14 protein-coding genes, 1 tRNA gene and 1 pseudogene are annotated in these 14,316 nt (G+C 52.4%); 8 read left to right on the top strand and 8 right to left on the bottom strand.

Annotation, left to right across the window (positions count from 1 at the left end; all coding sequences use genetic code 11):
• Positions 1-166: 166 nt before the first annotated feature.
• A complete protein-coding gene (locus tag QMK47_RS19545) occupies positions 167-1,450 on the bottom strand; it encodes an FAD-binding oxidoreductase (protein ID WP_320389169.1) in 1,284 nt (427 codons plus the stop codon).
• Positions 1,451-1,633: 183 nt separating this feature from the next.
• On the opposite strand from QMK47_RS19545, the gene QMK47_RS19540 reads away from it, so the two are divergent.
• Positions 1,634-1,710: transfer RNA gene (locus QMK47_RS19540), tRNA-Val, on the top strand.
• Between the two features lie 85 nt (positions 1,711-1,795).
• Complete coding sequence (locus tag QMK47_RS19535; protein WP_320389167.1) at positions 1,796-2,440, top strand: hypothetical protein; 645 nt, start codon at positions 1,796-1,798, stop codon at positions 2,438-2,440.
• A 523-nt stretch (positions 2,441-2,963) separates the two neighbouring features.
• Here QMK47_RS19535 and QMK47_RS19530 read toward each other — a convergent pair.
• Together QMK47_RS19530 and QMK47_RS19525 are read right to left on the bottom strand one after the other, a co-directional pair.
• Complete coding sequence (locus QMK47_RS19530; protein WP_320389165.1) at positions 2,964-3,887, bottom strand: hypothetical protein; 924 nt, start codon at positions 3,885-3,887, stop codon at positions 2,964-2,966.
• A 207-nt stretch (positions 3,888-4,094) separates the two neighbouring features.
• A pseudogene (locus QMK47_RS19525) lies at positions 4,095-5,279 on the bottom strand (IS4 family transposase).
• Positions 5,280-5,617: 338 nt separating this feature from the next.
• On the opposite strand from QMK47_RS19525, the gene QMK47_RS19520 reads away from it, so the two are divergent.
• A complete protein-coding gene (locus QMK47_RS19520; RefSeq protein ID WP_320389163.1) occupies positions 5,618-6,466 on the top strand; it encodes a hypothetical protein in 849 nt (282 codons plus the stop codon).
• A 320-nt stretch (positions 6,467-6,786) separates the two neighbouring features.
• Here QMK47_RS19520 and QMK47_RS19515 read toward each other — a convergent pair whose 3' ends face one another.
• Complete coding sequence (locus QMK47_RS19515) at positions 6,787-7,398, bottom strand: hypothetical protein (protein ID WP_320389161.1); 612 nt, start codon at positions 7,396-7,398, stop codon at positions 6,787-6,789.
• Positions 7,399-7,815: 417 nt separating this feature from the next.
• On the opposite strand from QMK47_RS19515, the gene QMK47_RS19510 reads away from it, so the two are divergent.
• The 4 genes from QMK47_RS19510 to QMK47_RS19495 all read left to right on the top strand — a co-directional run bounded on the left by QMK47_RS19510 (position 7,816) and on the right by QMK47_RS19495 (position 10,136).
• Entirely contained in the window at positions 7,816-8,373 is a 558-nt protein-coding gene (locus QMK47_RS19510) for a hypothetical protein (RefSeq protein ID WP_320389160.1), read from the top strand.
• Positions 8,374-8,497: 124 nt separating this feature from the next.
• Positions 8,498-8,785, top strand: a complete 288-nt coding sequence (locus QMK47_RS19505; protein WP_320389158.1) for an outer membrane protein assembly factor BamE — start codon at positions 8,498-8,500, stop codon at positions 8,783-8,785.
• A gap of 123 nt (positions 8,786-8,908) precedes the next feature.
• Positions 8,909-9,346: a hypothetical protein gene (locus QMK47_RS19500; protein WP_320389156.1), complete on the top strand. Its 438-nt coding sequence runs from the start codon at positions 8,909-8,911 to the stop codon at positions 9,344-9,346.
• Positions 9,347-9,863: 517 nt separating this feature from the next.
• Positions 9,864-10,136 (top strand): hypothetical protein, encoded by a 273-nt coding sequence (locus tag QMK47_RS19495; RefSeq protein ID WP_003203821.1) that lies wholly within the window; start codon positions 9,864-9,866, stop codon positions 10,134-10,136.
• Between the two features lie 213 nt (positions 10,137-10,349).
• Here QMK47_RS19495 and QMK47_RS19490 read toward each other — a convergent pair whose 3' ends face one another.
• Positions 10,350-11,219 (bottom strand): AraC family transcriptional regulator, encoded by an 870-nt coding sequence (locus QMK47_RS19490; protein ID WP_214510580.1) that lies wholly within the window; start codon positions 11,217-11,219, stop codon positions 10,350-10,352.
• 1,249 nt (positions 11,220-12,468) lie between these two features.
• Between QMK47_RS19490 and QMK47_RS19485 the strand changes: the two genes are divergently transcribed.
• Entirely contained in the window at positions 12,469-12,741 is a 273-nt protein-coding gene (locus QMK47_RS19485; protein WP_003203821.1) for a hypothetical protein, read from the top strand.
• 125 nt (positions 12,742-12,866) lie between these two features.
• Here the strand turns inward: QMK47_RS19485 and QMK47_RS19480 are convergent, their stop codons facing one another.
• The 3 genes from QMK47_RS19480 to QMK47_RS19470 all read right to left on the bottom strand — a co-directional run bounded on the left by QMK47_RS19480 (position 12,867) and on the right by QMK47_RS19470 (position 14,187).
• Complete coding sequence (locus QMK47_RS19480; RefSeq protein ID WP_038858737.1) at positions 12,867-13,175, bottom strand: addiction module antidote protein; 309 nt, start codon at positions 13,173-13,175, stop codon at positions 12,867-12,869.
• Positions 13,176-13,177: 2 nt separating this feature from the next.
• Positions 13,178-13,471 carry a type II toxin-antitoxin system RelE/ParE family toxin gene (locus QMK47_RS19475; protein ID WP_320390543.1) on the bottom strand — a complete coding sequence of 98 codons (294 nt, stop codon included), beginning with the start codon at positions 13,469-13,471 and terminating at the stop codon, positions 13,178-13,180.
• A 290-nt stretch (positions 13,472-13,761) separates the two neighbouring features.
• Positions 13,762-14,187, bottom strand: coding sequence for a hypothetical protein (locus tag QMK47_RS19470; RefSeq protein ID WP_253476500.1), 426 nt, complete (start codon positions 14,185-14,187; stop codon positions 13,762-13,764).
• Positions 14,188-14,316: the final 129 nt, after the last annotated feature.

Below are 14,316 nucleotides of genomic sequence, written 5' to 3'. Positions count from 1 at the left end.
GCCTTGAAGCTAAGAAGAAAGCTGCAAAGCTACTTCTAGTCGATAGCAAAGACCCTGGTCGAAAGACCGGGGTTTTTTGTTTTCGGGATTTGAAAGATTGGAACAAGCCCGTGGCCAGGGGGCTTGCTCCCGCTGGGCTGCGAAGCAGCCCTTGGTGTTGGCGGCTTCAGAACCCCAATTTATCCCGCAACCCGTAATACCAGGCCCCCAGCGCCGCAAACGGCGTACGCAACAACTGACCGCCAGGGAAAGGATAGTGGGGCAGGTCCGCAAACGCATCAAAACGCTCAGCCTGACCACGCAGCGCCTCAGCCAGGACCTTGCCCGCCAGGTGCGTATACGTCACGCCATGGCCGCTGCAGCCCTGGGAATAATAAATGTTATCCCCCAGCCGCCCGACTTGCGGAAGACGCGACAACGTCAGCAGGAAATTTCCGGTCCAGGCGTAATCAATCTTCACATCCTTGAGCTGCGGGAAGGCCTTGAGCATCTTCGGCCGAATGATCGCCTCGATGTTCGCCGGATCCCTCGCGCCATACACCACGCCGCCACCGAAGATCAGGCGCTTGTCGCCCGTCAGTCGGTAATAATCGAGCAGGTAGTTGCAGTCTTCGACGCAATAATCCTGAGGCAGCAGGCTATGAGCCAGTTCATCGCTCAGCGGCTCGGTGGCGATTACCTGCGTACCGCAAGGCATCGACTTGGCCGCCAACTCCGGCACCAGATTGCCCAGGTAAGCATTGCCCGCCACGATAATGAACTTGGCCCTGACCTTGCCCTGTGGCGTATGCACAACCGGGCTCGCGCCACGCTCGATGCGCACTGCTGGCGACTGTTCATAAATCACCCCACCCAGCGACTCCACAGCCGCCGCTTCGCCCAGCGCCAGGTTGAGCGGATGAATATGCCCGCCGCTCATATCGAGCATGCCGCCCACATACTCATCGCAAGCCACCACCTCGTGAATGCGCCGCTGATCCAGCAACTCCAGCTGGGTATGCCCGAAACGCTCCCATAAACGCTTCTGCGACTCCAGGTGGCCCATCTGTTTAGCGGTGAGGGCAGCGAATACACCACCGTCCTTCAAATCACACTCAATCTGATACTTCGCCACCCGCTCACGAATGATTCGTCCACCCTCAAACGCCATGTTGCCCAGCAACTGCGCCTGCTGAGGGCCGACGCTGCGTTCGATCACATCAATATCGCGGCTATAACTGTTAACGATCTGTCCGCCGTTACGACCCGAAGCCCCAAAGCCGACCTTGGCGGCCTCAAGCACGGTGACTTTGAAACCGTTCTCCAGCAAAAACAGCGCAGAGGACAGGCCGGTGTAACCAGCGCCGATCACGCAAACATCCGTCTCGACGTCATCCTGCAGGGCAGGGCGCGGAGGAACCGGGTTGGCCGATGCGGCGTAATAGGACGCTGGATAGGATCTGTTCGCCATTCTGCAACCTCTGTTTTATATTTTTTACGAATGCAGCGATCCTACCCGAGATAAAAATCGGCCGCCAGCCACCGCCAAATCTTCGTCGCATCGGCGAAATTAAATATTTTGCATATTCATAGGGTTAGGTGAAAAAAAGGTGTTGACACCCCTCCGGAATTCCGTAGAATGCCGCCTCACAGCAGGCACGTAGCTCAGTTGGTTAGAGCACCACCTTGACATGGTGGGGGTCGTTGGTTCGAGTCCAATCGCGCCTACCAAACAAAATCCGCTCTGCTGGGCGGTCTAGAAGGGCCCACCGAAAGGTGGGCCCTTTTTTGTTGGCGTACACATAAGGACATGGTCATGCGGGTTGTCACTTCCGTAACTTTTCTTGCTTTAGCACTTGCTGGTTGCTCTGGAATACCATCAGTTCCATACGAAGAGCCTGCTCAATCAGAGGGAGTGGCGCGTGTTCGCGTTATCACGAACTCCGATGTGTACGGAGATAGCGTCGTCGGCAGTTGTGCTCCTGCTACCCGGCATAAAATGGCTGAAGCCGGACGTTTCGGGCAGGACGGTACGGCGAGCATCAACTATCCGCAGTATCCCCTGAAGTCGGCGAGCATTGGCATACCGAAAAGAGTTTGGCCCAGTCTTATCCAGTACATCCCTGCAATTCGGATGGGAGAAGGGGCTTACAAAGAGGTCGTAACCGAGTATCGCGTCAGGACGGATTTGCCATTCCAGATTGCGACTCAGGGCGCGACCATTGCGGGCAACGGCAGCTCTTACCGGACCTGTGGTGGCCAGGCGTTCGTTTACAAGCTGGAACCAGGGAAAGACTACGAAGCGGTGGTAGGGGTGGATAGCAGACCAAGCGAAGATGGCGAGCCAGCGCTAATTTGCATGTTGGCGGTTCTCGAGTTGAGCGCGGTGCCTGGCACTTCCATTGTGGTCCCACAAAAGCTGACGCATGCTGCGGCTCCGCAGGTGCTTTGCAAAAACTAATAAGCACAGCCCGCCGTCGAGGGGGTTTTGCGTCTAGCAGAAACGAGAAAGCCCCGACTTGGATCGGGGCTTTTGCGTTGCGGTGGATAGAGAGAGGGCGGTTTCAGGTTGTGCGCGCGAACACGTCCTGAGGTCAACAGATTGCGGAACCAGCCTGCAAGTCAGCCAAGGCCCCTCATTGCTTGAGCGAGCAGGGGGGCGGTACCGTGGCTCTCCTTTCAGAAGAAAAACGGCGACTGGCCACGATTATTAGATGGGCCGATTACAAGTGACTCAAATCGGGGTTTGTCCCGTTTTTTACGTACTGTTTCAGCAGCGAAAAAGGGGGCAGTTTATTTTTTGCTTCGTTGCGCTGCGAGCTTCCATCGAATGGATTTGCCTGGATCAACTAGCTGCAGGCTAGAAAAATAAATCCATCCCCCTTCCCTCCCGGCGATTCGGATGGATTAAGTGTCTGATCGGGGACAGATCACTGTGATGAGAAGGGCTGATTATAAATTAACTGGTCCGCCCCCAGTTTCACTTACTGAGCTTCGAGACCAGGAATAGAAAGTGGGACAGGAGTATCAGTTGCTGGCGCAACGGGCGGAGCTACAGGAGGGGGCTGATTGCCAGGTTGGCCTTTGACCTGGGGCAAGGCATGGGCGGTTACGAATAAGTTGCGGCGCTCGTTTAGTGCAAGTATTTGTTTGCTAAGAGTAGACTTTTCTTCGGATGAAAAACCCAAACTTGAGTCGTTGAGTAAGTTTTTTATTCTATTTATTTCATTGTCAATTGAGAGGATTGCAGCGCTGTTATCGATGGCGCTAGTTGGGGCTGCTTCTGCCTTGTTTACTAAACCTACAAGAGCGAATGGAATGGAGCAGAGGTTGTGGTAGGCAATTGCGTCCACTATTGCTAAAGGGTATGGGTAGGCACTAATATCATCTTGCTGGCGCGTAGCAATCTTTGCGTATAGATCCTTTCTTGTTTGAAGAATTTCTTTGGTGATAGCGGGCATTAAGATGCCCTGGTACATCTCTTGATTAATCGAGTTGTTGGTGGAGCTGAGGACGGCGGCTGTACCTGCAAGGTTCTGACCTGCTCTGCCTGCCACGATGGCAGCAGCAGTTGAGGCGATAGTTGTCATTGTGCCGAAGCTTATATTTCTTGCGGCGCGCTGGTTGTGGATACTCTCAACAAAGTAGTTGCAATTTACTTCTGATTTGGCAAGGAGTTTAGATTGCTCAAAGTTTCTGATTTTCCTTTGCTCATTCTCCGATCTACTTGAATCCTCTCCCTTCTTAAGCAGCTCTTCAATGCTGGTAGGGGCCGTGGATTCGGGGGTTATTAATCTGGATGAATAGCCTTGATTGGCAAGGTTTTGTTGCTTGAAGGCTTCAAAAAATTTTTCAGTGGTGGTACAGCCGCTCAAGAGTATCGCTGAAAGCAGTAGGCCGGCTCGCATAATTGCTTCCTTTCGGCGAGAGGACAGGGTTTCCATACTTATAGCGTACTAATGGCACAATGCAAGCAGTGCTCATTTTTGACATGCGATGCCACTCTCGATCTACCGCGTGCTTGGCAGGGGAAAACGAGGATAGACCAAGACTATGAGGCGGGTCGATTACAAGGGAACTCAAAATTGTGGTCTGTCCCTGAGGGCTCCCCAAATCTACTCCAATGCCTGCGCCTCTTGATGGACCTCTGCTCGCAACGCGTGCTCAACCCTCTCCAGGGTGTTTCGAGAATTTGAGCCGCGTCCGCTGCGCCAGTATTCCAAGCCCAGCCGCCACAGCGATAGCACTCGTCGGCGTTTAAGGCTATTGCTTTGAACGCGACGCTCATGACCCGCCTCACGGGCCTGCAACCCAGTTAAACAAACAATGTTATTAGCCAAAGCCGAGATCAGCAAAAGTACCTCGATTCGGCGTGGACATTGGCTTCGGTGGCGAGTGACGCCTACGCCAAAGTGCTCGCTTTTGACATCTCTGAAGCCTTCTTCTATCTGCATACGCTTTTTGTAAATGGCCACGATTCTCGATGGATTCCATTGATCTTTCGGCAGATTGCTGGCCAACAACCAGGGCTCTCGTTCACGATTGGCCGATTGCCTACTGAGTTTGTTTTTGGCAATTGAACTGGTGACACGCAGGTGTTTTCGCCCCTTTGCCGAATGCCTAACGCAGTACAGATGAATGATGTACGGGGCGCTTTGGGTCATCTCGATCCGCCCCAATGACTTCGGTGACGACGATGCCAGAGCGTAGAGGTTTTTAACGGGCAGCCAAGTGTCTGATTCATTTCGGTAGAGATCCCGGTTATGCACGCGCCCCACTTAATACCAGCCTTGCGCCTCGACGGCTTTGATCCATGGCCGGCGAAAACCTGCATTAGCCACAAGGATCGGAACGCAGTCTTTTGGGAGCATTTCGGCCAACGTTTGCAGCAATCGTTTTTGATATTTGGGACAACCCTCGCGCTCATGAACGCTTTCATAGATCGGGAACGAGCGTCCTGCCAACGGGATGGCAGCGCGCAACAAAAAGAACTCTCCAGCCACATCAATGGATGACCAATCAACCAGGATCAACGGATGCTTCAGTGAGCCCAACAAGGCTCGCAGCATGACCCAGTAGAACAGCGGGCGCTCGGTTTGCAGATGCCGATTACCCAGTAACCGATCCACTCGTTTGATGGTGTGTTTGGGATAGGCTTTGCTTGGCAAGAATCGACCAAGCCCCGTCAGAGTGAGCCGACGTCCTCGCAGTAATGTGCTAACACAACACATCAACGTTTTCAGGCGACGAGAATGAACACCGGGAAGTGCTTGGGCGAGCGCGCTGTGTAAGAATCGGATGGCCTAAATGGGGCGGGATCTTGTTTTGTGTGGAGCAACACAAGCTGCCGACTCATGCAGGTCTCTTCAATATTCCAACTTCTTGATTTTGCGTAAGAAAATTCGGGGATCCCTCAGAGTCCGTCCCCTTAACTAGCCAGCATATTTATTAGTGTGTTCGTTCTGTGACGTGACCAGATGGGGGCTCTGAGCATGGTTGTGGCCTGATCGGGGCATAAACGGATCGGGGGGCGCGCGTGGTATATGCTTGAAGTGCTGAAAATCTTTGATAGAGAAAATAAAGGCTACATGCCATTATGCGAGTTCTGATGTGCTTTTATGTTACCAAGGAGATGCTCATGGCGAAAGGTACGGTGTCGACACCAGACGCAGCGCGAGAAAAAAATACTCGTGAAACAATAACTTGTGGGCTTGTAATGCCTATCTCAACTATTGATGGTTGTTCGGCCGAGCATTGGATAGAAGTAAAGAGTATTATATTGGAGTCTATAGTTGCAATTAATGATTATGATATTTCGGTAAAGTTGGTTAGCGAGCAAGATGACGTGGGGGTGATTCAAAAAAGGATCGTACAGAATATCTATTCGTCTGATATTGTAGTTTGTGATGTCAGTTGCAAGAACCCTAACGTGATGTTTGAACTGGGTATGCGACTTGCATTTGATAAGCCGACCGTGATTATTAAGGATGATAAAACAGACTATTCGTTCGATACGGGCGTGATTGAACATATTAGCTATCCTCGCGATCTTCGGTTTAGCAAGGTAACGGCTTTTAAAGCTGCCCTCGCGGAAAAAGTCATCGCAACCCACAAAGCAGGGATTGCTGGAGGCGAAACGTCGTTCCTGAAAAGCTTCGGGACATTTTCTGTTTCTTCGCTGGAGCAAAGAGTAGGCAGTCCAGATCAAGTTATGCTTGAAATGTTGCAAGATCTATCTGCCGATGTGGCTCGAATAAAGAGATTAACCTATTCCAAGGAAAGGAATTACGCTAGCCCGATTCGGCGGTCGATACGCAGAGCTATTGAGAAAACAATGTCTGAGCATCCACAGTCCGTTAACCTGGATTTAATGGGTAATCACTCCTTTTATGATCATGTCCTTACATCTGTTGGGGATGTAAATGATCAGAACAGAAGTCGCCTTTATGAAATTGTTTCCGAAGAGCTTGCTAATTCGCTACTTTAAGTGATTCGCTTTTCGGAAGCTGGAACTGAAGGGCGCCGCTATGGAGTAGAGTGATCAGGTCGATAATGGCCGTCGTTCTTCGCATTAAGCGCCCGCTTCGTTGGCTTGTTTGAGTTGTGGTGGTTCGCCAAGCCTGTGTAGAGGATAGACTATGCAAGCACCTCCAGATAACTTGCAGAAAAGGGGGCGGATTTATTTTTGCCCCGCTGCTCTGAGAGTTCCCATCAAATGGATTCGCTTGGGTCAACTGGCAGCCGGCTAGAAAAAAATCTGTCCCCTTTTCTCCTTAGTCTTTACGCCTCAAGTAGTAAGCTCGCCCTTCAGCAGTAAGGCGATAGCATATTCCCCGGACATTGCCAGACGCGGAAACCAATCCAGCTTCTAGTGAGTACATCCAAAGAAGCATGACTTTGTATCTTCCCGATTCTTACCAGAGATTCGATATTGTCCAACTCCACCTTTACATCACGCTCAGTTAAAGTAGCAATGGCATTGAGCACAGACAGAGAAGTTCTGTCGATATTGATATTTTTTGACTCAGTTGAGATAGCTATTCCGGCAGCTTCCTTTTTCAACTCTTCATTCTGTGCGACCAAGTCAGAATTTGAAAGCGTTAGCGCTTCAACTGAGGTCAGAAGCTTGGCATGATCAGACGTTAATTTTTTGTGCTGTTTCTCCAGTTGATTCTTAGCGGCGTCAGTAGCTATCAACATATCATTCTGAGTATTGTAGTCATCTACATCAACAGAGTTTTTCCGTAACAGCATAACTATAAGCGCACCTAAAATCGCACAGGGAGTTAGAAATGCTATGAGAATTTCCCAGAACGCCCAAGGTACTTCAGCCCGTAAGAAGCTTGAAAGCCCACTCAGAGCAGATGATATCCAAGTAGGTAAATCCCCATGCTCAACAACGTATGCGATCAGTGCCACGCCAGCAGCACCTAATGTGCCGACTGACCACTTAGTAATCCGTCCCCAAATTCCCTTCACAGTGCTATCCCATCATGCGAAAAGGTCATTCTATCAGAGCGTAGTGAGGCCGGAGCATGGAACTTTTTCCGTTTGGCGCCGCCAGATAGGAATCACTTTTCAAGGCGGGATCTGACACACCATACAGAAAAAAAGCACTGGTTTTTTTACATAGAACCAAAGTTTTTCGCCAAGATTGCGGAAGAAAAGAGGACAGATTTATTTTTTGCTCCGCTGCGCTGCGAGCTTCCAACGGATGGATTCACTTGTATCAAATAGCTGCCGGCTAGAAAATAAATCCGTCTCCTTTTCCCGTCATTTGTGACCATCGAAGTAATCAGCTATGTTTGGATGAAGGATCATGAGAAGGGATTGATCATGCCGAACGTGGTTTACTTTGCGAGCGACGACAATTTGAACTGCGTCCCGGTGATGCGACGGCGTTTCGCCGCAGACACCTTCACCGCCGTAGCGGCCAACGCCAACCCAGCGACCCTCCTCGCAGTCCTCGCCAAGGCCCAGCCAGTCGACTTGCTGATCATTGGCACGCACGGAGAACACGCGGCCTTTCTCACCATATCCGGCCACGAGGAATCAGCTCAGCCAGGCTGCGACATTTCCTACAAGACCGGCCACGCGCGGCATCTTCACCCCGCCACCTTCGGAACGACGGTGAGGCCCTACCTAGCGGCCGGTGCCGTGATCTCGCTCATCTCTTGCTCCGTGGCCGGGGGCGCGCACGGGAAGACCTTTGTCATGGCCATGTCAGCGACGGCGGATGCCACGGTGCGTGCAGCCGACAACGAGGTCAAGGTTTCCACGGTGGGGACTGAGACTGTCTACGTCACTGTCAACGGAGGTGGCGTATGGGAGAGCACAAAGGGGAGCTACCCGCTGGAGGTGACGAAGCGCGGGAGTCGCTACCAGTACTGGTGAGGGCGGCCGTGAGCGCGCGGTGCTCACGTACGGGTGAGCCGACTGTCTGGCGAAGGGGGTTACTGGCAATTCGTACAGGCGGAGACCGGTGCCAAAGTCAGCTCTTTCAGGATGAGGACGAGCCATGAGGATTATCAACTTCGCCGTCACTGCTGTATTGGCGCTTGTGCTTTCAGGCTGCGCAGGGACGAACTTTTCGTACGATGATGCCAGGAAAGTTAAGGTCGGGATGACCGAGGACGAGGTCACTCAAATCATGGGACCTCCGTACTCTGTGGTTTCCCGAGCTGACGGTCAGATGTGGATATGGAGCCATGCGAACGGGATGAGCGGAGCAAGCCGCGTGATTTCCTTCAGGATGGTGGACGGGAAGGTCGTAGAGGTGCCTGTGATTCCGTCCAGCTTCAAGTAGTTTCCAGAGATTGAATGCCGGCCCAGCCCACCCGCTGGCTTTTTCATTTCTGACATCCAATGCAAGCAAGGATGCTTGAGTGGTGCTGTCGTAGTAGATTTCCGCCAACTAAGAGGGGTAGCCATGAAGCGCTTGGTAGTTTTCGCAATGGCAGGGATGTTGGCGAGCTGTGTCAGCTACACCGAGCCTCCTAAGGCGGCGACGCCGACCCCAGATAACCGCTTGCTTGCCTTCCAGGAAGGATCGAAAAACTCTGCAGTGATGGTGGTCACTCGAGATGACGGATATATGGCAGGGGGTGGTTGTTACACTGCTGTGTTGATTGATGGCGTTGTTGCTGGGCGTCTTGGAATTGGCGAGAGGGCGACTTTCTTCCTTGACCCTGGTCGACACGTTTACGGACTCTCCGGTGATCCTATGGGCAGAGGATTATGCGCTCTAAAAATTGCCCAGCCACAGAAGGAGTCCTCCAGCGACTTCAAGGCGGGCGAGACTCAAAAGTATCGGATATCCGGGAGCAGCTCTGAAAGCTGGCTGGATATCCGGCCGACAACTATGTGACGCTGATCTGTACTTGCTGAAGTTCGGGCTTTCACTGAGGGAGCGACATGCGAATTTTGATAGCAGTTGTAGGGAAAAAGGGGACAGATTTATTTCGCCGCGCTGAAAGTCTTTTTTGGCTGGTTTGGGAAAAAAACTGCCCTATTCCTTTCCCCCACGTCCCTTCGCTGTGGCTTATGAGGGCTCAAACGAGCACCGCGAGAGGCATTGACGCAAATTCCTACACAAACCTCGGAAGCCAGCGCATTGCAGTATCAGAGTGGGGTAACTTATTGTCTCTCTGTCGCCCAGATGGCGATTCGGGTTTGGCGACTCGATTGAATGAAGCGCAGAAGCTCCTGCTACACTGCGGGGCTTTTTTGCAGTTGCAGACTGCTTTATGGCAGCTGTGTGCGGGAGACTTTCGAGTCTGCCGGTTCGCTTTCATTCCCGGTTCGCCAACCCGAGCACAGCTGCCACCCTTTCGTTTGGCGACGTTTGAGTGGTAGTCCTTATCAATTGAATGAAGGTACTACTCATGACCCGATACATGCCCATCACCGGCATCGACTGCATCCCCGCAACCCTGCTCATCGACACCGAAGCGCCTCTGGACGTCCTTTTCGAAACCGCCGATTACCGCATCCGCACGGTGACCCAAGTCTTGGAAAATATCGCGTTTCGCTCGGACATCAGCTCAGACACGGTGGTGCTGACTGATTTTTGTAAATTGCTGACCACATCGTTACGTGATGGTTGTGATGTCATGGATGTGATCGGGCGACGATTGCGGGCGCAGGCGGCGGAATAATGAAGACGGGCGACTTATAAGCCGCCCGTTTCACAAAAGGAGAACGGGGGACGGACTACGGTTATGAGGAGGTCCGATTACAAGTGAACTCTAAACCGTGGTCTGTCCCCAGGCTTTGTGTCCCCAGCCTTTGTTAGCTGTGTTGCGTCGACCGGTTGAATCCACAACCCTGATTCATCGACGTCAGTTCAGGGTCAAAAACTGCTTGCTCCGCTATTGCAGCGGAACATACACATCAGTTTGCCATTGATCCTGCGGTGTCTCGGGATAGATGCTCAGATAATGGAAGAACAGCGGCTGGTCACGAAGTTCCTCTCCACTGGCGGGAAGCCAATCGCGGTAAATCGGATAGATCGTTTCGCCGATGTGATCCGGTGACCCCACATGTCGTACCACGACACAGCGACCGCCGGGAATGACGATTTCGCGCACGCCGAACTCATTCGGCGCCACGGCCTCGTGAATCTCGCCGCAGATTGCGAAGCGAAATGCTTGCGCAGGTGTCGTATCGGGGTTGCCATAGGGAATGCCAAAGCTGCGACTCGACGCCACCGGCGACTGTCCGCTCTGCTTACGCCACTCGATGAATTTGCGCACGCTCTCATTGACGAGCCCGGCGGGCCCGCAGTGTTCAAATGCTGCGACCCTGACTTCAGGGAATTGCACGATTCGTATCTGCATGATGATAGTCCTGGAAAAATGAGGGATTGCGAACACCGCATTCCAGACCTGCCAGTTCGGCTCCTTCCTGAACGCACTCGGCGTCATACCGAACGCCCGCCTGAACGCCCTGCTAAATGCTTCCGGACTTTCGAAGCCGGCACCGAGTGCGGCCTCCAGTACCGAGTGATCAGCGACGGCGGCCAGGCGATGCGCCGCGCGTCGTAATCGCATCAGTTGCACATAACGTGAAACAGGCACGCCTACGAACGCGGTGAATTGTCGATGGAAGTGAAATGCCGAAAAGTTCGCCACATGGCTCAACGTATTCACCGACAGATCACCTTCGAGATTCTCATCAATGTAGGCGAGGACGGCGTTGAAGCGTTTTGTGTAAGCGAAGTTGGTCGACATGTCAGACACTGGGAAAAGACTCCTGGAAGTACGGTCGGCAATAGAGTCGACTATAGCGGCATGAACGCGCCTAGCCGCGTTTGCTCAAGGCACGTTTTGGGTTGGCACATGCGATCTCTTCCAAGGCGATGTGAAGGTCGGGGGCATTTCAGGTGACCACTTCTGGCCGTCCTCTGCCGGTGTTCACTACTCGTGTGCTGGTCAAGTCGAAGGGGAAAAAGGGGGCGAAAAAAGGGGGCAGATTTATTTTCGCTGCGCTGAGAGCTTTCGTCGAATGGATTCGCTTGGATCAACAGCCGACTAGAAAATAAATCCCTCCCCTTTTCCCATAAGTCAGCGCTCTGTGAGTGATAACCTACGAGTTCTTCTATAAATGATATTGGATACAGTTATGACAAGCTGTTTGAGGACGCTCGGAGCTAGCCTCGCTAACAGTATAGTGATCCCCGCCGCCTGGTTATCGGGGCTTGTGACGATGGGACTCTTGTGGGGCATGATAGCGTTTTGGCCCGATAAGCTTTCAGTCGAAGGACGTCAGCTCTTCCTGGCTTCTGTTTCTATTTTTTGCCTCGCCATATGGCACTTGATACGGCGCAAGCGACGAGCAAAAGCACTTGTAGCATCCATCAACCTAAAAGAAGGTCTGAGCCTCGACGACACTCAGCTGCTCGGCTATCCAAGCCCCCTATTTTTTGTCTTCGACCTCTCCAACAAGAAGCTCGCTCAATGCCAAAGCGCCACCGGCGACTATCAAATTCGAGACTTCACGTGGGTAACAGGCTGGCAGTGTGAGTGGCAACAGATTGACAGCATGGTGTCGGGCGGCGTTATTCAAATAGTCGATGGGGCGGGCATGAGCGTTCCAGCCGACGAGATTCGGCGTAGATTCATAGGATTCTCACTGGTTTTGACGGTTGCCGATACAAGTCATCCTCTTCTCCGTTTTCCAATGAACCGGAGCGCAGCTGAAGGGTGGTGTGCCCGGTGCAATGTACTTTTCAAGTGCTAAGCACGAAGCATCACACCGGAAAATAATTATCTGTAGAGCTCGCGGCAGCGCTGCTATGAGGGCTCAAACGGGCGCCGCGAGAGGCATTGACGCAAATTCCTACACAAACCTCGGAAACGAGCGCATTGCAGCATTTGGGTATGCAACTTATTGTCTTTGTGTCGCACAAATGGCGATTTGGGTTTAGCGACTCGATTGAATGAAGCGCAGAAGCTCCTGCTCCTTATCAATTGAATGAAGGTACTACTCATGACCCGATACATGCCCATCACTGGCATAGACTGCATCCCCGCAACCCTGCTCATCGACACCGAAGCGCCTCTGGACGTCCTTTTCGAAACCGCCGATTACCGCATCCGCACGGTGACCCAAGTCTTGGAAAATATCGCGTTTCGCTCGGACATCAGCTCGGACACGGTGGTGCTGACTGATTTTTGTAAATTGCTGACCACATCGTTACGTGATGGTTGTGATGTCATGGATGTGATCGGGCGACGATTGCGGGCGCAGGCGGCGGAATAATGAAGACGGGCGACTTATAAGCCGCCCGTTTCATAAAAGGATAACGGGGGACGGACTACGGTTATGAGACGGTCCGATTACAAATTAACCCAAGATCGTGGTTTGTCCCCCGGTGTCTACGTTCGTCAGGCAGGTGAATGATTAGCTGCATGCCCAGGCTGCGCATGAAGATCAATGCCTAGCGCATGAATGACCTTGAGTACGGTATCAAATCTCGGCTTTGATCCGGGTGCGAACGCCTTGTACAAGCTTTCTCGCCCCATGCCAGAGTCCTTAGCGATTTGCGCCATGCCTCGGGCCTTGGCGACATAGCCGATCGCTCGGAGAAACTCCTCGCTATCACCATCAGCCAGCACTTGGGAAAGGTATTCACTGATGGCTTCGTCGCTATCGAGTAGTGCCGCCATGTCAAATGTCGTCAGGTGTTGGCTCATGTTCAAATCTCCTTTGCCAATTTCTTCGCTCGCCGGATATCAGCACTCTGTGAAGACTTGTCACCACCCGCCAGTAGCACGATGACCACTCCACCGCGCATGGTGAAATAGACCCGGTAGCCAGAGCCTACATCCACACGCAACTCTGAAATACCATCACCGACAGGTTTCACATCGCCCAGGTTACCTGCTGCGGCGCGATCAATGCGGCGGGCGATAGCGATTTTTGCTCGCAGATCACGGACCGATGAATGCCAAGCAGTGAACGTCTGCGTTTGCTGGATGAGATAATTTATGAGTGGACCGTATCCAGTTGGATACGGGAAGTCAAGATGCTGATTCTGGTCGTCCCCCTGTATTCTCAAGCCGGGGTGCTGGGGGGAAACGAGGACAGACCACGATCTGATGATGAGTGAACTCAAAACCGTGGTCTGTCCCCAGTCTTTGCAGTCTTTGCGTAGCAGCAAAAAGGAATCAGTGGGATGTATTCGAGGGCTTGTTACGGACTGCGCGGAAACGTCGAGAGGGCGGATACGGCACGCATAAAAAAGCCCGCGAGAGAGGCGGGCTTATTCAGGGCTGACCTTCAAAGACAATCGGACTTGTCTATCTGAAAGTCAGTGATCGGAGCACTGCTTGAGTCATTGATTGTGTATTTGATCAAGAGCCCCGACTTCACGAACTGTCCTAGACCTTTTTCATCGCAGGATACAGAGGCCGCAAGGGCCTTTTTGTCCTTCGTAAATGCGTCGGAATCGATTTCATCTTTCGAGACTTTTGTAAGCGTGTAGGAAATACGCATGATCTCGTCCTTATAGGTTACCGAATCAAGGCGAGCGTCATCGATCATCTTCGGGGACTGTGCATTCATGATGAGCGCGATCCCTTTAAGCTGGCGTTCTCGCTCTTCCTTTTTGTCTTCCGAAGCAGACCGTGCATGCCAGAGTTGAAGCAGCACAAAGAGTGAGATCATTGCTGAAAAAAAGAGGATGGGTCCGCGGTACTGCTTCAACTGAAATATCCATGTCAAAAGGCTATCAGTTATTTGACCATGCCATCCCCCCCATCTCAAGCTGGAAAAGTGCCGATGATTCGTGTGGTTGAAAAGGATCGTGGTCAGTCCCCAGCGCCCGCGTAGTCC

The sequence above is a fragment of the Pseudomonas sp. P9_35 genome (assembly GCF_034008205.1).
Classification (GTDB): Bacteria; Pseudomonadota; Gammaproteobacteria; order Pseudomonadales; family Pseudomonadaceae; genus Aquipseudomonas; species Aquipseudomonas kilonensis.
Note: the sequence above shows the minus strand (reverse complement) of the source record. Positions and strands in the feature narration are given on the sequence as shown.